The following is a 19,061-nucleotide window of genomic DNA, read 5'->3' on the forward strand; positions in this document are numbered from 1 at the left end:
TAAAGGCGGGTTTTCTTTTTGTCAGGATATGACCGGATCAGTTGCTGGCGCCACCTGCAGCTCCCGGCAACGATGTCGGGGCCTTGGAAACGCCCTGAATGATCTGACCGAGGAAGGTCTGGTCCTTGCCGCCTGTCGGCGTGGTGCGCGACACGAAGTCGAACAGCTTACCGTCCTTCAGGCCGTAATTGGCGATATGCTCGACCTTGCCGTCCTTGTTGAAATAGATGGCGAGGATCTGCCGCTCGATGATCTTCGGCTTCATGAACTGCGCGGCGCGATAACGCTTCTGCGAAATGTAGTAGAACACTTCATTGTCGAAGGTCGCGGTGGTGGACGGCGTACCGAGCGCCAGAAGCACCTGCTCGCGGCTGGAGCCGACAGGAACCGAATCAAGCGCACCCTGATCGAGTACGTAACCCTCTGTCAGCGTTTCGGACGGATTGAGCGTGGATGCAGTGTTACATCCGGCAAGAGCTACTGCGACGAGAATTGCCGTGCCTGCGAGAAGGGCACCCTGCTTGCGTACGCCAGAGGATGCACTTGGAAAAATTCGCTGCAACAAAGACCTCTCCATACATTCTAAATCAGCGCGGCACTTTCGCCGTCGGGAGAACTTCGGTAAACCACCTTGCTTATTTATGCAACTGGAACGGTCGTACGGACATGATTCTCCAACTATTCCGCCGCAAATCGAAAGCAAACGAGGCAATTATGCTTCGCGTTTACGAGGTGATCGTGGCGGCGGCGCGGCAAAAACGGTTTTATGCACAATTTCAGGTGCCTGATACGCCGCTTGGCCGCTATGAAATGCTTTCGCTGCATATTTTCCTCGCCCTGCATCGGATGAGGGGAGAAAACAAGGCGCTTGCCGATCTGGCACAGGAAATCGCCGACGAGTTTTTCAAGGATGTCGATCATTCGCTGCGCGAACTCGGTATCGGTGACCAGGGCGTCCCGAAGCGCATGAAGAAGCTTGCACGCATGTTCTATGGTCGGGTCGCAGCTTATGGGGAGGCGTTGGATGCAAATGATGCAGACGCGCTGGCTGCCGCACTCACGCGAAATATCCGCCCGGACCTCGAATTCTGGCCGCATGCCCACCATTTAAGTGAATATGTTCTGGGATGCCGTGACCGGCTGCAAAAAATTGCGGACGATGCTTTGGCGGCAGGCGACATTTCCTATATGGATGCGGATCAAATGGACTTTGCGCCAAAAAACAATGCTGAAAAGGCCAATGAGAATGACTGACAAACCGGCGCTCACCTATCCTGTTCCGGTTCTTCACCTGCCGCAAAAGGGCGTGACGGTGAAAATAGGCACGGATGAGAAAGAGCGCGCAGCACTCGCGGCAGCCCATGGGCTAGAGGCTGTAAATGCCTTTGCTGCGGAATTTCTGATTACACCCTGGAAAAAGGACGGCATCCGGGTGCGGGGTCGTATCGATGCGGAAATCGTCCAGTCCTGCATCGTGACGCTGGAGCCGCTGACCAACAGCATTGCCGACGACGTCGACACGATCTTCGTGCCGGAAAATTCGAGGCTTGCACGGATTGAGCTTGATGAAAGCGGCGAAATGCTGCTCGATGCCGAAGGCGCGGACATTCCGGAAGTTTTTGTCGGCGACAGGATCGATGTCGGCGCAATTGCCGAGGAATTCTTCGATCTCGCCATCGATCCTTATCCTCGCAAGCCGGGTTTGCCGGACGAGAGTGAGCCTAAGGTTTTCGGGGACGACGACGGTGAAGAGAAGCCCGTTTCGCCGTTTGCGAAGCTTTCAGAATGGCAAAAGAAGCCGTAATTCAGAGTGGTTTGACAGAATTTGGTTGTGCGGAAACGCAAAAACACTATTTTCGCCGAAAACCTGTCTGCTGCAAAAAGCAGAGCAGGGGCAGGGATCGCACAGGAACAATCAAGAGTGATCAAAATTTCGATTGACGCGATGGGCGGTGATTTTGGCCCTGAAGTGGTCATCCCCGGCGCAGCGAAGGCGCTTGAGCGCCATCCTGACATCCGTTTCATATTCTTCGGTCTCCCCGCACAGGTGGAGCCCGTGCTGGCACGTTATCCGAAGCTGAAAGCCGCATCCGAGTTCCGCGCGAGCCAGGTTGCCATCAGCATGGATGACAAGCCGAGCCAAGCGCTGCGGGCCGGTCGCGGTAAATCTTCCATGTGGCAGGCCATCGAGGCAGTGAAGACCGGCGACGCCCAGGCGTGTATTTCCGCCGGTAATACCGGTGCATTGATGGCCATGTCCAAATTTTGTCTGCGTATGATGTCGGACGTCGAGCGCCCGGCGATTGCTGGCATCTGGCCGACGCTGCGCGGTGAAAGCATCGTGCTTGACGTTGGAGCCACCATTGGCGCCGATGCGCGCCAGCTCGTCGATTACGCAGTTATGGGGGCTGGTATGGCGCGGGCCCTGTTCGAGGTGCGCAAACCGACCGTCGGGCTCCTGAATGTCGGCACGGAAGAGGTAAAGGGTCTCGACGAGATCAAGGAAGCAGGTCAGATTCTGCGCGACACACCGCTCGACGGACTTGCCTATTCCGGTTTTGTTGAAGGCAATGATATCGGCAAGGGTACGGTGGACGTGGTGGTGACCGAAGGCTTTACCGGCAATATCGCGCTTAAGGCTGCGGAAGGTACGGCCCGCCAGATGGGTGAACTGCTGCGTCAGGCCATGCGCCGGACGCTGCTTGCCAAAATCGGTTATGTTTTCGCCAAGGGTGCGTTTGATCGCCTGCGCGAAAAGATGGATCCGAACAAGGTCAATGGTGGCGTCTTCCTCGGTCTCAGTGGAATCGTCATCAAAAGCCATGGCAGCGCCAATGCAGAAGGCTTCTGCTCGGCAGTGGAAGTCGGCTATGACATGGTGAGAAATCGTCTTCTGGAAAAGATCGAGGCTGATCTGGCGCATTTCCACCACAGTCATCCGCATGTATCGAATGATGGTGGCGAGGCTGCAAAGGCATAAATCCGGCAAAGCCATCCGGAAGACGGAATTGGATAAGATTTGCGGTTGCCGATTATTTTTCGGCGCCGAAGCGGTGAAGTAACTTTTACCGAGTATGTGTAGGGCCAGAATTTTCGACTGCGCGCGTGAATGTTCGTCGCGCCGGTCGCATGTAAGGACAGGAAATAAGAGATGATAAGGTCTGTCGTGCGGGGTATCGGTTCGGCTTTGCCGAAGCGGGTCATGAAGAATACCGATTTCGAAGGTATTATCGAAACCTCCGACGAGTGGATCGTGCAGCGCACGGGTATCCGTGAGCGCCACATTGCAGGCGATGACGAAACCACGGTTTCGCTTGGCACGGCTGCGGCCCGCGCAGCAATCGAGAATGCCGGCTTGCAGCCGACTGATATCGATCTTGTTCTGCTGGCAACCTCGACGCCTAACCATACCTTTCCGGCAAGTGCCGTGGAAATTCAGCGCGAACTGGGAATCACCAAGGGTTTTGCCTTCGATATGCAGGCCGTGTGCAGCGGCTTCATCTATGCCATCACGACGGCTGATCTCTATATTCGCGGCGGCATGGCGAAGCGCGTTCTGGTCATCGGCGCGGAAACCTTCTCGCGTATCCTCGACTGGAATGACCGCACGACCTGCGTTCTGTTTGGCGATGGTGCCGGCGCATTGGTTCTCGAAGCTGCCGAAGGCAACGGGCTGACCTCGGATCGTGGCGTTCTCGCCGCCAATCTGCGCTCGGACGGCAACCACAAGGAAAAACTTTTTGTGGATGGCGGCCCGTCAACGACCCAGACTGTTGGTCACCTGCGCATGGAAGGCCGCGAAGTCTTCAAACATGCAGTCGGCATGATTACGGACGTTATCGAGGCATCTTTCGAGGAAACCGGCCTTACAGCCGAGGATATCGACTGGTTCGTCCCGCATCAGGCCAACAAGCGCATTATCGATGCTTCCGCCAAGAAGCTGAATATCGCTGAAGGCAAGGTTGTCATCACAGTGGATCGCCACGGCAACACGTCTGCGGCGTCGGTTCCACTGGCGCTCGCGACCGCCGTTGCGGACGGCCGCATCAAGAAGGGCGACCTCGTTCTTCTGGAGGCAATGGGTGGCGGATTCACGTGGGGCGCGGTTCTGTTGCGCTGGTAAGCGAAAAATTTGATCTGCCGTGAGGAAACTCGCGGCTTGACCGTTGCGCTTTTATTTGTGTAACGTCCTGTCACGTAAGGATATTATCTGTTCAAACGCTAACCAGGCAGGTTCGGTCATGGGAGGTAAGACGGTCACGCGAGCTGATCTGGCAGAGGCTGTTTACCGGAAGGTAGGCCTTTCCAGAACGGAGTCGGCGGCTCTTGTCGAGATGATTCTCGATGAAGTCTGTGACGCTATCGTCAACGGTGAAACCGTGAAGTTGTCGTCTTTCGCGACATTTCAGGTTCGCGACAAGAACGAGCGCATTGGCCGTAATCCGAAAACAGGCGAGGAGGTTCCAATTCTTCCCCGTCGTGTGATGACTTTCAAAGCTTCCAACGTTCTCAAGCAGCGTATTCTGCAGGAACATCAGAAGCGTGAAACCAAAAGCCAGAAGTAATTGCTAGTGGATTGAATTTGACGTTTGATACTCGTCCGATATAGATCACGTTTCAAACGTCAAACTCGAAAAATCTACTAGATTCATAAAGTTACCAGTGGTCTTTTTGATCTCGACATTTGCATGCTGCCCATCGGGCAGCATTTTGTTTCGGCACCATCCTTGTAAAACTGACATCGCTTTTGCGCCCGACTTATGGCCGCGTGCAGGACGGCTGTTTTTTTTGTTGGTTGCAACCGTCATAATAGTCCTTTGCCACGAACTGGCCATGCTGCTTTCGGCTTCGCATGAAGGGATGCTTATAAAGCTCTGATATTATATAATGGATTCAGTGGAGCGAATCGCTTCGCTGATATTGAAATCTGGAAAGCGGCTGGCTTTTCAGAGAGAGTTCGTGTTGCACACCGTCCGGTTTTGAATGACGTTTGCGCCGTGTCTTTCCGCACGCTGGAGTTTGTTAACTCCCGTCTTCTAAATTCCGATGGTAACAAGCGCCTTTCGTGTTACAGACGCGTTCGCGTTGGCAGCGAGTTGAACTATCTGGATCGGCGAGGTTGCGCCGCAACGGCGAAACCTGAACCACTGGAAAGGGCAAGTGGATGGACAAGAGCCCTGATGCATTCAGGACGATCAGTGAAGTAGCGGATGATCTTGATCTTCCGCAGCATGTGCTGCGTTTCTGGGAAACGCGCTTTACCCAGATCAAGCCTATGAAGCGGGGCGGCGGTCGCCGATATTACCGGCCGCTCGATGTCGAATTGCTCAAGGGCATTCGCCATCTGCTCTATGATCAGGGCTATACGATCAAGGGTGTGCAGCGTCTTCTTCGCGAAAACAATGCACAGTTTATCATCGCGCTTGGCAATGGCGACGTTCAGGCGATTGAGGCGATTACGCGCCAGAAGCAGGCTGCCGCCGATAAGCGCGCTGCCGAAGAGGCGGCTGACAATGAAATGGCTCTGCCGAGCGGCATCAAGGCGCCGCAACCGGCGCGCAAGCTCTTTGGTCTCTTGAAGGGCGAGGAGGATGGCCCCATCGGAGCTGATGGAAAGCGGCCTTCAAAGGACAACCGCTCGCTTCTGCAGGAGGCGTTGTTCGATCTTCTCGAATGCAAGCGTCTTCTCGATCAGGTGCGCTGATCGATTTCGGACCGCATGAAAAAGGGAGGCTTTCGCCTCCCTTTGCTTTTGTACGCGGATTGAATCAGCTGGACGAGAGTTTCAATCCGATGATGCCGGCGAGGATCAGTGTCACGCTTGCAACGCGGAAGAAGGTTGCAGCTTCACCGAGAATGAATATGCCCACCAGAAACGCACCAACTGCCCCGATGCCGGTCCAGATTGCATAGGCTGTTCCAAGCGGCAGGCTGCGCATGGCGATGGAAAGCAGAATGAAACTGCCGATCATCGTCACGATGGTGATGGCGCTCGGTGTCAGAAGGGAAAAGCCTTCCGACTTTTTCATGAAATATGCCCAGATGACCTCAAGAATTCCGGCCAGTCCCAGATAAATCCATGCCATTCTAATGCTCCCTCACAAGGGTTCTGAACGGGCCGTCCCGTTCGTTGAAGAAGCGGGAAGGCCGTCCTTCCCGCGAAGTCACTGCGCACGGCGCTCTAATCAGTGTGATGGATGCAGTGCATCATTGAGATACATGCAGGTCAGCATAGTAAATACGTAAGCCTGAATAACTGCCATCAGCAATTCGAGTGCGGTCAGCGCGACGGTCATTGCAAGCGGCAGTACAGCGGTTAGCATGCCAAGCGTTCCGAGACTGCCCAGCCCGATAACAAACCCCGCAAAGACTTTCAGCGTAATGTGCCCTGCAAGCATGACGGCGAACAGACGAACCGAATGACTGACCGGACGCGAGATATAGGACATGATCTCGATCGGCACGATGATCGGCGCCAGCACAGCCGGTACGCCCGCAGGCATGAACAGTCGGAAGAACCTGAACCCGTGTCGAACGAGACCGTAGATCGTGACCGTCAGGAAGACCAGCATCGCAAGCGCGAACGTTACGATGATGTGGCTTGTCACGGTGAAGGCATAGGGGAACATGCCGATCAAATTGGCAAACAGGATGAACAGAAACAACGAGAAGACGAGGGGGAAGAAAGCCATACCCTTTTCCCCGGCGTTCTCGCGCAATGTCTTCGACACGAATTCGTAGAGGATCTCGGCTAAGGACTGCCAGCGCCCCGGCACAACGGTGCCCCTGCGGGACGACAGGAACATGAACGCAGCCGCGCCCAGCACCGTCAGCACCATGAAGAGTGCCGAATTGGTGAAAGCAACCGGCTGGCCGCCGATTTCGCCAAGTTCAACGATGGGCTTGATTGCGAATTGTTCGATCGGCCCTGCCATAGGACACCCTCCTATGGGGCCGTCCCCGATGCGAACACTGGCGCGGGTCGTCCCGCGCGGCCCTGTAAATAGTGATTCTTGAACGGAGAGGCAAGAGGGTGTCGCCCATATCGCGCCAACAGAAACTTGATCGCGTATCCCATGGATCAGGGAGCTTTTTCGGGTATCCTGTCGTTCTTATCCATAGATTATGCCGGGAGATCGATTGATGACCATCTCAAGACGTAATTTCATTGTTACAGCATCTGCTGCCGGGGCCGGATTGGCTTTATCGCCTTTGGAGCTCAACAAGGCGGCAGCCGAAACAGGCAGTCCTAAAGTGCTAACCCCTTCACAGGTAGAAAATCCGGGCTTCCATCGCTTTCAGTTTGGTGATTTCGAGATCACCACGCTTTCCGATGGGCGCCGAGCAGGCGAAGCGCCCGAAAAGACATATGCGGTCGATCAGGACCCGAAAGTGGTTGCCGCACTTCTTGAGGAAAATCTTCTGCCCGCCGACCGCTTCGTCAACAGCTTCACGCCAGTGCTCATCAATACAGGTAAGGAGCTTGTCCTGTTTGACACCGGCATGGGAGCAGGTGCTCGCGGAGCGGGATTGGGCAAACTGGCCAGTGCTCTTGAAGCTTCGGGCTACAAGACGGACGATGTGTCTCTGGTCGTATTGAGCCATTTCCACCCTGATCATATTGGTGGACTGATGGAAGACGGCAAGCCAGCCTTCGCCAATGCGCGCTACGTCACCGGACAGAAAGAATTCGACTTCTGGACCGATCCCGCGCGGCTCGACAGCCCCGCCAAGACCGTTGCTGAAATGGTGGCCAAAAACGTCAAGCCTCTCGCGGAGAAGATGACGTTCCTGGGCGATGATAGCGAAGTCATTTCCGGTATTCATTCGGTGGCAGCTTATGGCCACACGCCGGGTCATCTGGCTTTCAGGGTCGAAACGGGCGGCAAGTCGTTGATGTTGGTCTCGGATACGGCGAACCATTTCGTCATTACGTTGCAGCGGCCCGAATGGCACGTTTCCTTCGATATCGATAAGGATGCTGCCGTCCAGACCCGCAAGCGCATGTTTGACATGATCGCCACCGACAGGCTTCCTTTCATCGGTTATCATATGCCGTTTCCGGCACTGGCCTATCTCAAGCGGGAAGGCGAGGGCTATCGCTACGTTGCGGAAACCTATCAGCTGCGTGAGAAATAGATTGAGGCGGTTTAGTACTAACGCCCACCGGCAACGTCGATGAATGTTCCGGTTACATAGGCGGGGGCGTCGTTGAGCAGCCAGAAAATGGCTTCCGCGACTTCCTCTGCCTTGCCGGCGCGTCCAATAGGTGTACCGGCGCCCAACCTCGCCGCGCGATCCGGATTGCCGCCACTGGCATGGATCTCGGTATCGATCAGGCCTGGACGCACGGCATTGACGCGAATGCCTTTCGGTGCCAGCTCTTTCGACAGGCCAGTGGTCAGCGTATCAAGTGCACCTTTCGCTCCGGCATAATCCACATATTCAAACGGCGATCCAAGTCGCGATGCCATCGATGACACGATGACTATGGCACTGTCTGGCTGCAAGCGCCGGGCTGCTTCGCGGGCGCATAGATAGGTGCCGTAAACATTCACGTCGAACATCATTTTCAGACGATCAGCACTCATATCCGCAAGCGGCATGGTCTGAGCAACGATACCGGCATTCAGGACGACGCCTTTCAGCGGACCAAGATCGGCCTCCGCCTTGTCGAACATGGCGATCACGTCTTGTTCTCTGGATATGTCGCCCTGGATCGCAAGCGCCTTCGCACCAAGCTTCGCTGCCTCAGTCACCGTTTGCTGCGCAGCCTGTTCGTTCCCCGCATAGTTCAGAGCCACAGACCAGCCTTGCGCTGCGCTGCGCAGAACGGTAGCGCGACCAATGCCGCGACTGCCACCAGTGATCAGGGCGTTCTTCATGCTCTCCTCCATGCAATCATGGCAGAGCTAATCCGATTTGCACGTTGTGTGCAAAGGAAAGATCGTATGAAAATAAAGGTTTGGGGAAGAAAAATGGTCGGAGCGGCGGGATTCGAACCCACGACCCCTTGACCCCCAGTCAAGTGCGCTACCGGGCTGCGCTACGCTCCGAGCCGGGGAAAGCCGTAGATTATAACGACTTGGCACGCAAGGGATAATTTCTCGAAACTGGCAAATTGCACATAACATTCATGCATGGTTCTGAGCATCAGGATCGCGGTGCGAAAAGTATGATGCATGTGCCTGCAAAAGCCGTGCATGCGCCGACCACATCCCAGCGATCGGGGCGCGCTCCTTCGGCAAACCAGATCCACAAAATCGACGCGATGATATAGATGCCACCATAGGCTGCATAAGCGCGACCGGCCACGTTGCTTTCAATCAGGGTGAGCAGATAGGCGAACAATGCGAGGCATACCATGCCGGGTGCCAGCCAAAGCGGTGACTTGTCGAGCTTCAGCCATGCCCAGAAGGCGAAGCATCCGGCGATTTCAAAGAGGGCTGCTGCGGCGTATATCGCGAATTGCAAGTTTCTGCTCTCCTGAGCGTTCTCCAAGTTTGAGCGAAAACTGATACTTGTATTCCAGCCCTGCACAACCCCAGATGATCCCGAATAGCAGATAAAAGTGGCGCCAGTGATCGGTGTCGATGACATTGCCGATCAGGACATGCCCGAGATAGGTTGCGTAGGCAACCAGAAGATAAGGCTGCCAGGGGCGATTGCGAAACAGAAGCTTGAAACCGATCCCGAGTGTCAGGAATGTCAGCGTCAGAAAGGCGATGAAGCCGATCCAGCCATAGTCGAGGACGGCTTTGAGCCAGACATTGTGTGTATCCTCACCGAACATCGGCCCGAACTCGAGCGGCCCGATGCCAAGCGGATGCTGTGTTGCAAGGATCATTCCAAGCCAGTGCCGCGCAAAGCGCCCAAGCCTTGCACTGTCATAGCTCTGTTCGAAACGCGCGCGCTCACGGAAGAAATCGCCGACGCCGGGGATTTGCAGAATAATCAGGATCGCGAGAGTAATTGTTACAACTGCAAGCAGACCAATCACTATCAGGCGTAACCGAAAACGATTGCTGTTGCTTTGCAGGAAGAGCACGCCAAACAGAACGGCAAAGGAGAGGGGAACCATCGCCCAAGCCGCGCGCGAGAAGGATACCAGAACGCCGAGCGTCAGCAGGCAGCAGAAAGGCAGATAGACGGCCATATCGCGAAAGCCCCCGCGCATGATGCGGTAAAGCGTCCAGGTCAGCGGCAATATAAGGAAAGGTCCGTAGACATTGGGGTCCTGAAATGCGCCCTGCGCACGTCCGTAGCGCGTGAAGATTTCTGCGCCCGGAAAGAGGCTGAGATAACCGGCAATGCCAAGGACGGCAGAAAGCACGCCGACAAGAAGATAGGCGTTGAAGATGGTCTTCAGACGCCGGTGGTCACCTTCGATGACAGCGGCGAAGAATACCGATGTGAAAGCCAGAAACAGCGAGACGGCGATATAAAGCGGTGCTTTCTTGACGTCAGCCATCTGCATGACCGAAATCATGCCGCCGAAATTGAAGACAGCAAGCAGGGCGAGCAGCACAAGACTTGTGCGGGTCAGCCGCAATCCGAACAATAGTGCCAGCGCAATCAGGCCGACCATATAGAGTTCATAAGGCGCAGGCTCGCTCATCACGAAGCCGAGCAGAAAAACGCCGAAGCCGATTGCGATATTGGCGATGAGGCGGTTGAGCGCGCGTTTGCGCGCCAAATCTGCCGACAGCATCAGGGCTGGACGCGAACTGCCGTCAAACCGTTGCGCCATGCTGGTCAATAGGCGTTTTCCGTATTGAGAAGTCGCATCGGTGTCAGGAACAGGATTTTCAGATCGAGCCAGAGCGACCAGTTTTCGATATAGTAAAGGTCGAACTCTGTGCGCATGCGGATCTTGTTCTCATTGTCGATTTCGCCGCGCCAGCCATTGATCTGCGCCCAGCCGGTGACACCCGGCTTCACGCGGTGACGCGCGAAATAGCCATCGACCACCTCATTATAGAGCACATTGTGCGAATGGGCGGCGACTGCATGCGGGCGCGGGCCGACGAGCGACAGGGAACCGGCGAGAACATTGAAGAACTGCGGCAGCTCATCGATCGAGGCTTTGCGAATGAAGCGTCCGACGCGGGTAACGCGAGGATCGTTCTTGGTAACGGCCTGCTTGGCGGTGGGGTCGCACATCTCGGTGTACATGGACCGGAACTTCCAGACATTGATAACTTCATTATTGAAGCCATGCCGCTTCTGTTTGAAGATCACAGGGCCCTTGCTGTCCAGCTTAATGGCAATCGCCGTGCCGATCATGATCGGCGACAGAAGAACGATGCCAACAATGCTGAAGGCAACGTCGAAGATGCGCTTGGCAACAGAATCCCAATCGTTGATAGGCTTGTCGAAAATATCCAGCATCGGCACCGCGCCGACATAGGAATAGGAGCGCGGGCGGAAGCGCAGGTGGTTGTTGAGCGCTGACAGCCGGATATCGACCGGGAGAACCCATAGCTTCTTGAGTAGTGCCAGCACGCGGGCTTCGGCGCTGATCGGTAGCGATACGATCAGCATGTCGATGTGGGCGATACGGGCAAATTCGATCAGTTCGTTGATATTGCCGAGCTTGGGATAGCCAGCAACGATGGGGGGAGAGCGCTTGTCGTCGCGGTCATCGAAGATGCCGCAGATACGGATATCGTTGTCGGGCTGCTGTTCGAGCGAGCGGATAAGCGCTTCTGCATTGGGGCCGCCGCCGACGATGACAGCGCGGCGCTCCATTGTGCCATTGCGTGCCCAGCGCTTGATTTTCCAGGCGACGAAGATACGGGCAATTAAAAGCAGGACACAGGCGCTGAGCGCCCAATAAAGGAACCAGCCGCGCGAGAAATCGGACGATGCTTTGAGCAGAAAACCGGCAATGGCAAGGGTACCAAGCACGGCTGCCCAACTAATGAAAAGCCGCCGCAGATAGCGACCGGGACTACGCAATATATTGATCTGGTAACCGTCGTTGATTTCCATCAGCAGGACAAAAAGCGCGCCGCCCACAACCATGATAAGGGGATAGTAGAAAACCAGATGTGTGCGGATGCCGACATAAAGCAGAAAGCTCAGAATGCCGGAGCAAAAGACAAGCCCGAACTCCACCATGCGCATGACGCCGCTCAGCATCAGCGGCGAAAACGTATCGTGCTGATATTGTTTAGCCATCTGGCGCGCCAGTGGGCTAAGCTTCACCGGGCCTTTCGGCTTGGAATCTTGTCCGGTCTCCTGCTTGCTGCTGGCTTCTATGGCTTTGCGGCCAAAAGGAGAAAGCGCATCATTATCTCGCACAACATTGCCCCTGATCGTAAAATGACAGCGTAGTAATTAGACCGAGAATCCTAAGCAGAATATAAATGTCGCGTGACAAGCTTTTGACTTAGGTAAACACTCAATTAAATACTCGGTTGAAAGCTGTTACTGTTAGTAACGGCTAAAATAGCATGATCTCCGTCCGTATTGATACAGCATTGGCTGCAGGAACCGATACGCGCCAGTTGTCGCAAGCCAAGCCAGTGCAAGGCTTGCCTTGTCTCATTATATTGCCTAGGACGGTGATATGAAACCGTTGGAAGATAAAGCTGCGGGCGGCATTTTGCCGTCAAACTGTTCGGCACATGTTGCCGCCAACAGACCAGCTTTGTTTCCGCTCCTGATCGGCACCAGATCAGACGATGTCATGGGGTTGCTGCGCGCCTGACCGCTCAGCGACCCAAAAAATCCTGATGACAGCAATTCACGCTGCGATCTTTCAAGGTCGCATTAACTGTTTGTTTTAAAGCGCTTTATCTAAACCGTTCTAGTGTTTTGGAGGGCGCTCTAGGGTTGATCATGACTATCTGGGCCGAACTGGCTAGAGCGGGCAATCATGCCGGCGATGAAATTTTGTTGCGAAAACGCGATCACATCTATGAAATTCGCTATAACGGCCTGGAATTGATGTCCAACGTCAATTTCCAGTCCGAGACCGTGCTGGCTGAAAGGTCGCTTCGCCTGCACGGACGGAAAGTGTCGCATATGCTTATTGGCGGACTTGGCATGGGCTTCACACTTCGGGCAGCACTCGATCTGCTTGGACCCGATGCCAGAGCCACGGTATGCGAGCTCGTCCCCGAGATCGTGGAGTGGAACCGGACCCATATCGGTCATCTGGCCAACCATCCATTGAACGATCCGCGTGTCGATGTTCGGGTCGCCGACGTGATGGATGTTCTTCGCGCAGAGCCTGGTCGATATGATGCCATATTGATGGACACGGATAATGGACCGGATTTTACCGTCCGCGATGCCAATGGCGCAATCTATGAAGATGACGGTCTGAGGCTGGTGAAAAGGGCACTGAAGCCTAATGGCATTGCTGCTTTCTGGTCGGCAACCATATCAGACCCATTCGAAGACAAGCTCGACATGCTACCCTGGGAATGGCAACGCGAGGATATTTCGCTCATCGGCGGGCGTGCCGACGCATTCCACTATATCTATTTTGCGGCGCGTGGCGGGTTTCGGTCACAGTTCGAGCGGTCGGTATCTGCGTCCGAACCCTTCGCTGCGATGGTGGGCTGAGGGAAGTATCCGTCAGTCTTCCGGGATGGCTCGATCCGGATGCGCCTCGTAATAGATTGTCTCGATCGAGTGCGCCATGGATTGCTGGCTGAAGCGCTCGTGCAGCCGGGTCACCTCCGGCATCGCGGCTCGAAACGTTGTGAGATCATCTGCAGCGTCCAGCATCCTGTTCGCAAGTGCCTCCTCCTCGGGCTCCACCAGCGCCGAGGAACGAGGTCCGAACACCTCGGGAATGCCGCCGACATTGCTGGCGATGACAGGCTTTCCGGCGGCGAGCGCTTCCAGCACGATATAGGGAAATGCTTCGGCACGCGATGGAACCACCATTATTCGCCCCAAAGCAAAAGCTTCTCGCGCAGCCATTCCGGGCAGAAAGCGAATTTGTCCGGAAATTCCCAGTTCGTCGGTCAGGTTGATGAAATCGGGCTTTTCCGCACCATCTCCCACCATCGTTGCAGTGAAAATGCGCTGGTGCTGGTCGCGCAGGCGCGCAAGGGCACGGATCAGAAGGTCTGGTCCCTTCAGTTCACGCATCGTGCCGACAAAGAGAAAATCGCTGGCATCGGGCGCATCGGCAACCGGGATGAACTCGTCCTCGGCCAGGCCGTTATAAACGACGGCGTGGAGGCCATAGGGCCGCCCTACCTTTTCTTCGTAGATACGCTTTTCGAAGTTGGAAACGAACATCACTGCATCGGTCATAGGAGCCAGCATTTTCTCAACCAGAAAGACAGCGCCGCCGCGGCGCGTCTTCCGGTCGAAATGCAGACTACCGCCATGCGGTGAATAGATACGGGCTACGCGAGACCTAAAAACCCGTAAGACTGAGCCGAACAAACGTGCATAGACGCCACCTTTGGCGCCATGTCCGTGCAATATGTCCGGCTGCAATTTCTTGATGATGCGATATGCTTTGTACGCTGCCGCTGCGTCGCCCAGTCCGACATGGCGCTGCATGGCAATGCGATGAAGGCCGAGCGTGAGCTTTGGCCGTAATTCTTCCAGAAGCGCGTCTTCGCGCGGGCCGCCTGTCGTGGCATCGCAGACGATGCCGACCGCGTGGCCTTTTTCCGCCTGCAGGCCCACGAGATCGCGAACATGACGGAAGAGCCCGCCGGTCGGTTCGCGGAAACAGTGGATGATACGCAGTGGGGAGGCATTGGTGTCATCAGCCATCAATCGCCATCAAAACAGACGTTCGCGCACATAGATCGTGTCGCCCGGCAGGATTGGATCGGAAATCAGCACGCGACCAGTCAGAACCTTGCCGTTGAACTGGCGCGTGATGTCGACATTCTCCTGATTGGCGCGTGGGCTGAAACCACCAGCAGCGGCGATTGCCTTTTGCGCGGTCATGCCCGGAACATAGGAATACTGGCCAGCGGCGCCGACTTCACCCATCACAAATATCGGGCGATAGCGGTCGATTTCCGCGCTGACGTCGGGGTCACGCAGATAACCGCCACGTAACTTTGATGCGATGATGCCTTCAAGCTGCTTGGACGTCTTGCCGCGTGCCGGAATGCTGCCGACGAGCGGGAAGGCGATATAGCCAGCCTGATCGACGCTATAGGTATTTGTGAGGCTCGGCTGCTCGAACACCGTAATACGTATGCGATCACCAGCATCCAGCATGTAAGGCTGGTTCAGCGCCTCGTGGAACGCAGGCGGGGCAGGGCGATAGCTGGAGCATGCGGAAAGCGTCATGGCGGCAAGGCCTAGCGCCACGAGCAGAGCGTGGCCTTTGCGCTTGTTATGAATTGTCTTCGCCGTCATCTTCCGCCTCGGTTCTTCCGAAAAGCAATATTTCTTACGAACGCAATCGACGCGGTACTGACAGCGCGATTACGAATATCGGTTGCAAGCGTTATCGATTGATTAGGGTTAATGGCTGGTAAAGAAGACAGGGATCTGCGCAAAATCTTTGTAGCTCGCCAACTGTTGGGAACTTATCCTGCTTAACCCTCTGGTTACCTTGTTCCTTTACCTTCCGGCCAGATTCGGGGGTGCATTACCCCACGCGGGCGAGAGCGATCACGCGCGCAAGCGCACTCGCGAAGTCCATGGAGAATGGGGAATGGCAGAAGTCGATCCGTTATCAAGGGACGCAGATATTGATATCGGCGCGCTGTTCTCCAGCTTGCGCCGTCACTGGCTGTTCATTGTCGTTGGTGCGCTTCTCATGGCGGCAGCAGCGTGGGCCATCTGCCTTCTCCTGACGCCGGATTATCGCGCTGAAGCGCGCATCATGATCGAGGCCCGCGAATCCATCTATACCCGCCCCAATGGCGAAACAGCAGCCGAGCGACCTGTCTTCGACGCCGAAGGCGTGAAGAGCCAGGTTGAAGTGTTCTCTTCCGGCGATCTCCTAAAAAAAGTTTCCGACGAACTCAAGCTGACCAGCAACGAAGCCTTCACGACAACGGAAGTGAAGCCGTGGACCCGCGTTCTCATCATGCTCGGCATGCGGACCGATCCCGCACGGTTGACCCCGGAAGAGCGCGTTCTACAGAAGCTTCGCAAGAATATGCAGGTTTTTGCCGTCACCGCTTCGCGCGTCATCGTGGTGCAATATAATTCGGCAAGTCCTGAGACGGCGAAGACCATCGCCAATGCGCTTGCCAATCAATACATCCTGTTTCAGCAGGCCGCGAAGCTGGAGTCGAATGACGATGCCACCGGCTGGCTCGCACCCGAGATTGACGATCTGCGCAACCGCGTTCGCGATGCGGAAAAGAAGGTTGCGGATTATCGTGCTTCGCGCGGGCTTTTGACCGGGCAGAGCAACAGTACGATTGCGACACAACAGCTCTCGGAAGTCTCGACCGAACTGACACGGGTCCGCACCAGCCGCGCTTCCGCAGAAGCAAAGGCGGAAAGCATTCGTAAATCGCTGGCCTCCGGTGCTCCCATCGATACGCTGCCGGATGTAGTTGCTTCCGGCATGATGCAGCGCCTTGCGGAAAGACGCATTCAGCTCAACGCCCAGATCGCCGACCTTTCGACGACACTTCTGGAAGGGCATCCCCGCATCAAGGCACTACGCTCGCAGCTTGCCGATCTCGACCAGCAGATCAGGATTGAAGGCCGCAAGCTCGTTGCGAGTCTTGATAATGAAGTCTCAACGGCAAAGCTGCGCGAAGAAGAACTCAATCGTGAACTCAACCGCGTGAAGGCACAGGCGGCGCAAGCGGGCGATCAGGAAGTTGAGTTGCGCGCATTGGAGCGCGAGGCGACGGCACAGCGCCAGCTTCTGGAAACCTATCTGACGCGCTATCGCGAAGCTGCGTCGCGTACCGACCGCAATTATGTGCCGGTTGATGCTCGGGTTTTCTCTTCCGCCGAAGCACCAGCAGTTCCCTATTATCCAATGATATTGCCGATTGTCGGTTCAACCTTTGCGGCTGGCCTGCTTTTGCTGTCGATTTTCGTTCTCTTGCGTGAATTGTTCAGCGGACGTGCGTTCATGACGACGGATGGTCAAAGGGTTGCGGCCGTCGAGGAAATCGAAATGCCGGTTATTGCTGCTGCCGCTGAAGCGGCTGCCGTGCCGCCGTCCAGAGCTGAACGCCGTGATGGCGTTTCCGAGGAAACAATTCTGGCGCGACGCCGTTCATGGACTATGCCGTTTGCGGCGAAGCCGCCGGTTTCCGAAACGAGGAAATCCGTGGAGGAGTTTCCCATGATAAAGCAAGGTGAGACCAAGCAACGCGAGATGAGACCACGCAATCCCAATGGTGTGGAGGCTGTTGCCGATCTGCTGTCCGGCGGAAAGCTGAAACGTATCGTGGTCGTGTCTCCAGAAGGCGATAAAGCATCAGCGGGAGCGGTGCGTCTGCTGCGTGAATTCGCCGACCGCGGAAAACGTGCAATTTTGGTGGATATGACCGCGCAGGGAACTGTCGGGCTTGCCATGCTGGACGGTACGCATCTGCCCGGCATTACCGAGCTTCTGTCCGGCGAGCGCCGCTTCAACGAGGTCATCCACAGTGACCGGTTCTCGCAGGCGCATGTCGTTCCGCTGGGTGAGGCCGATCCTGAAACCGCCATGCGTTCCGCCGACCGGTTACCGCTCATTTTGGATGCGCTGGAAACGGTCTATGATTTTGTTGTGGTGGAATGCGGTCCGTCATCTTCGGAGCAGATTCGACGCATTGCCGATGGACCTGCGTCCGTCGTGATGAGTATCGTCGATCCGGATGACAAGGGCGTTGCGCTGGCTGCTCTCGATCTCGATCAGGGTGGTTATGAAGACGTCGTCATTCTGATGGACGAAACCGTCTGATTGCCAAATACGATTCTGGAACAGCGTCTTAGACCTTGTTTCTGAATCAGATTGCTAAGCACCTCTACCTTCTTGCGAACCTGCTGCGCAGTGTCTTGGCAAGGCCCCAAAGACGCGGATTGCGCTTGAGACTTCCGGCAATGGCATTGCGGACTGATTGCAGCGCCGTGAAAAGCTTTCCTTTGGCGGAAAGCGGTACCAGCGTGTCATAGATCGTGAGCTCGATGTCGCACCATTCGCGCTTGTACGGCTCATCACCGATACCGAAATTGTAGATCGAACGGCCTTCGTCGCAACTGCGGCTGATATCCTCGAAGAAGAGAAATTCACCCGGACTGGCGGAAGTCAGTTCGTCTTCTGCGATCGCGGAGAACTCGACGGTAGGGCCTGTATCGCCAAGCAGCTTTCCGATGATCGAACGCAGGGTTCCGCCAACTTCAAGAAAGCGCAGATCATGCAGATTCCGCCCCTTCGCCAATCCTTCGCCGAAGAAAGCTTTGAAGAAATTGCGCACATTCTCATCGGCGAAAGGATCACGGATTCCCATCTTCCGGAAGCGCTGGGCCTTCATCGCAAAATAAAGATCGAGAACCGTGTCTGATTCCGCTTGGTTCTGAGGCCCCGCAATTCTCCAGCCACCGCTTTCTTCGTAGCGACGACTGTGCTGGCGATGCTTTTTCAGCTTTCGCTTGCGATTGGCGCGATCAAGCACGGCATCGAAGCCACCACCAAGCGAGGCGGCGAGAACCGGATTTGGGTTGGGCGCTTTTCTAAGAGTGAGCAGCGGGTTGGTCACGGCTTGCAGTTCCGATAGCTGGCGTGTCAGTGACAGTGCGTCGATGTCGGGCCGCGCTTTGCGGATTTTCTCGATCAGTTGCCGGACCATCTCGGGTCCGAGGACACCGTCATATTCCTTTCGCAGCCACGGGAAATTGCAATTGGCGTGGCTCCCGCCGGGATAGCGCGCAATTTTCGCGCCGCTCTGGCTTACGACTTCCAGCGGCACGAGCAGGATTGGACCATCGCCGTCAAAGAGCCCGATGACGAAACTGTCGGCATTGACGATTGCGCGCCAACTATCGATCCATGCGAACGATTGTGGCGCACCGTGAATAGCCGCGGGATCGCTCCAGAGCCGGCTAATATCGCTGAAATCTGTAAGAATGTACGCTGCAACTTCACCCGCCATCGTCTGCAG

Annotated in this window: 21 protein-coding genes and 1 tRNA gene; 10 read left to right on the forward strand and 12 right to left on the reverse strand. The window is 55.7% G+C overall.

The genetic code is table 11. From position 1 onward, the window contains the following. Positions 1–37 precede the first annotated feature (37 nt). Entirely contained in the window at positions 38–565 is a 528-nt protein-coding gene (locus tag KWJ32_RS20510; RefSeq protein ID WP_029376233.1) for an outer membrane protein assembly factor BamE, read from the reverse strand. Positions 566–666: 101 nt separating this feature from the next. On the opposite strand from KWJ32_RS20510, the gene KWJ32_RS20515 reads away from it, so the two are divergent. The 5 genes from KWJ32_RS20515 (at position 667) to KWJ32_RS20535 (ending at position 4,565) form a co-directional block, all read left to right on the forward strand. Continuing rightward, the gene (locus KWJ32_RS20515) at positions 667–1,254 is read left to right on the forward strand and encodes a ubiquinol-cytochrome C chaperone family protein (protein ID WP_010661098.1); all 588 of its coding nucleotides are present in this window, start codon (positions 667–669) and stop codon (positions 1,252–1,254) included. Beyond that, a complete protein-coding gene (locus KWJ32_RS20520) occupies positions 1,247–1,804 on the forward strand; it encodes a DUF177 domain-containing protein (RefSeq protein ID WP_256886208.1) in 558 nt (185 codons plus the stop codon). Before KWJ32_RS20515 ends, KWJ32_RS20520 begins: the two co-directional genes overlap by 8 nt. A 117-nt stretch (positions 1,805–1,921) precedes the next feature. Beyond that, a complete protein-coding gene (plsX, locus tag KWJ32_RS20525; protein ID WP_010661100.1) occupies positions 1,922–2,980 on the forward strand; it encodes a phosphate acyltransferase PlsX in 1,059 nt (352 codons plus the stop codon). Between the two features lie 171 nt (positions 2,981–3,151). Next, positions 3,152–4,123, forward strand: coding sequence for a beta-ketoacyl-ACP synthase III (locus tag KWJ32_RS20530; protein WP_010661101.1), 972 nt, complete (start codon positions 3,152–3,154; stop codon positions 4,121–4,123). 118 nt (positions 4,124–4,241) lie between these two features. Beyond that, complete coding sequence (locus KWJ32_RS20535) at positions 4,242–4,565, forward strand: integration host factor subunit alpha (RefSeq protein ID WP_010661102.1); 324 nt, start codon at positions 4,242–4,244, stop codon at positions 4,563–4,565. 45 nt (positions 4,566–4,610) lie between these two features. On the opposite strand, the gene KWJ32_RS20540 is transcribed toward KWJ32_RS20535, so the two are convergent. Beyond that, positions 4,611–4,835, reverse strand: a complete 225-nt coding sequence (locus tag KWJ32_RS20540; RefSeq protein WP_144243796.1) for a hypothetical protein — start codon at positions 4,833–4,835, stop codon at positions 4,611–4,613. A 329-nt stretch (positions 4,836–5,164) separates the two neighbouring features. On the opposite strand from KWJ32_RS20540, the gene KWJ32_RS20545 reads away from it, so the two are divergent. Next, entirely contained in the window at positions 5,165–5,704 is a 540-nt protein-coding gene (locus KWJ32_RS20545; RefSeq protein WP_010661103.1) for a MerR family transcriptional regulator, read from the forward strand. Positions 5,705–5,768: 64 nt separating this feature from the next. On the opposite strand, the gene sugE is transcribed toward KWJ32_RS20545, so the two are convergent. Both sugE and KWJ32_RS20555 read right to left on the reverse strand, forming a co-directional pair. Beyond that, complete coding sequence (gene sugE / locus KWJ32_RS20550) at positions 5,769–6,086, reverse strand: quaternary ammonium compound efflux SMR transporter SugE (RefSeq protein ID WP_010661104.1); 318 nt, start codon at positions 6,084–6,086, stop codon at positions 5,769–5,771. Between the two features lie 99 nt (positions 6,087–6,185). Continuing rightward, positions 6,186–6,935: a F0F1 ATP synthase subunit A gene (locus KWJ32_RS20555; protein WP_040129442.1), complete on the reverse strand. Its 750-nt coding sequence runs from the start codon at positions 6,933–6,935 to the stop codon at positions 6,186–6,188. Positions 6,936–7,143: 208 nt separating this feature from the next. On the opposite strand from KWJ32_RS20555, the gene KWJ32_RS20560 reads away from it, so the two are divergent. Beyond that, entirely contained in the window at positions 7,144–8,139 is a 996-nt protein-coding gene (locus tag KWJ32_RS20560) for an MBL fold metallo-hydrolase (protein WP_010661106.1), read from the forward strand. 17 nt (positions 8,140–8,156) lie between these two features. Here the strand turns inward: KWJ32_RS20560 and KWJ32_RS20565 are convergent, their stop codons facing one another. From KWJ32_RS20565 to KWJ32_RS20585, 5 genes are all read right to left on the reverse strand, one after another. Continuing rightward, positions 8,157–8,885, reverse strand: a complete 729-nt coding sequence (locus tag KWJ32_RS20565) for an SDR family oxidoreductase (protein WP_040129440.1) — start codon at positions 8,883–8,885, stop codon at positions 8,157–8,159. A gap of 94 nt (positions 8,886–8,979) precedes the next feature. Further along, positions 8,980–9,056 (reverse strand) — tRNA-Pro (locus KWJ32_RS20570). A 97-nt stretch (positions 9,057–9,153) separates the two neighbouring features. Beyond that, positions 9,154–9,474, reverse strand: a complete 321-nt coding sequence (locus KWJ32_RS20575) for a YnfA family protein (protein WP_006466505.1) — start codon at positions 9,472–9,474, stop codon at positions 9,154–9,156. Further along, positions 9,437–10,759, reverse strand: a complete 1,323-nt coding sequence (locus KWJ32_RS20580) for an O-antigen ligase family protein (RefSeq protein ID WP_040129436.1) — start codon at positions 10,757–10,759, stop codon at positions 9,437–9,439. Before KWJ32_RS20580 ends, KWJ32_RS20575 begins: the two co-directional genes overlap by 38 nt. Then, on the reverse strand, positions 10,756–12,306 hold the full coding sequence (locus tag KWJ32_RS20585; RefSeq protein ID WP_040129435.1) for an undecaprenyl-phosphate glucose phosphotransferase: 1,551 nt from the start codon (positions 12,304–12,306) through the stop codon (positions 10,756–10,758). Before KWJ32_RS20585 ends, KWJ32_RS20580 begins: the two co-directional genes overlap by 4 nt. 268 nt (positions 12,307–12,574) lie before the next feature. Between KWJ32_RS20585 and KWJ32_RS20590 the strand changes: the two genes are divergently transcribed. Both KWJ32_RS20590 and KWJ32_RS20595 read left to right on the forward strand, forming a co-directional pair. Further along, the gene (locus KWJ32_RS20590; protein ID WP_155243290.1) at positions 12,575–12,715 is read left to right on the forward strand and encodes a hypothetical protein; all 141 of its coding nucleotides are present in this window, start codon (positions 12,575–12,577) and stop codon (positions 12,713–12,715) included. 131 nt (positions 12,716–12,846) lie between these two features. Then, positions 12,847–13,578: a hypothetical protein gene (locus KWJ32_RS20595; protein ID WP_010661110.1), complete on the forward strand. Its 732-nt coding sequence runs from the start codon at positions 12,847–12,849 to the stop codon at positions 13,576–13,578. Between the two features lie 12 nt (positions 13,579–13,590). Here the strand turns inward: KWJ32_RS20595 and KWJ32_RS20600 are convergent, their stop codons facing one another. Beyond that, complete coding sequence (locus KWJ32_RS20600) at positions 13,591–14,754, reverse strand: glycosyltransferase family 4 protein (protein WP_040129433.1); 1,164 nt, start codon at positions 14,752–14,754, stop codon at positions 13,591–13,593. Positions 14,755–14,763: 9 nt separating this feature from the next. After that, on the reverse strand, positions 14,764–15,354 hold the full coding sequence (locus KWJ32_RS20605) for a polysaccharide biosynthesis/export family protein (protein ID WP_010661112.1): 591 nt from the start codon (positions 15,352–15,354) through the stop codon (positions 14,764–14,766). Positions 15,355–15,655: 301 nt separating this feature from the next. Here KWJ32_RS20605 and KWJ32_RS20610 point away from each other — a divergent pair, with 301 nt between their 5' ends. Continuing rightward, positions 15,656–17,863, forward strand: coding sequence for an exopolysaccharide transport family protein (locus KWJ32_RS20610; protein ID WP_036588468.1), 2,208 nt, complete (start codon positions 15,656–15,658; stop codon positions 17,861–17,863). Positions 17,864–17,927: 64 nt separating this feature from the next. Here KWJ32_RS20610 and KWJ32_RS20615 read toward each other — a convergent pair whose 3' ends face one another. Beyond that, positions 17,928–19,052 carry a GNAT family N-acetyltransferase gene (locus KWJ32_RS20615; RefSeq protein WP_040130162.1) on the reverse strand — a complete coding sequence of 375 codons (1,125 nt, stop codon included), beginning with the start codon at positions 19,050–19,052 and terminating at the stop codon, positions 17,928–17,930. Positions 19,053–19,061: the final 9 nt, after the last annotated feature.

The organism is Ochrobactrum sp. BTU2, assembly GCF_024539785.1.
Lineage (GTDB): Bacteria > Pseudomonadota > Alphaproteobacteria > Rhizobiales > Rhizobiaceae > Brucella > Brucella anthropi.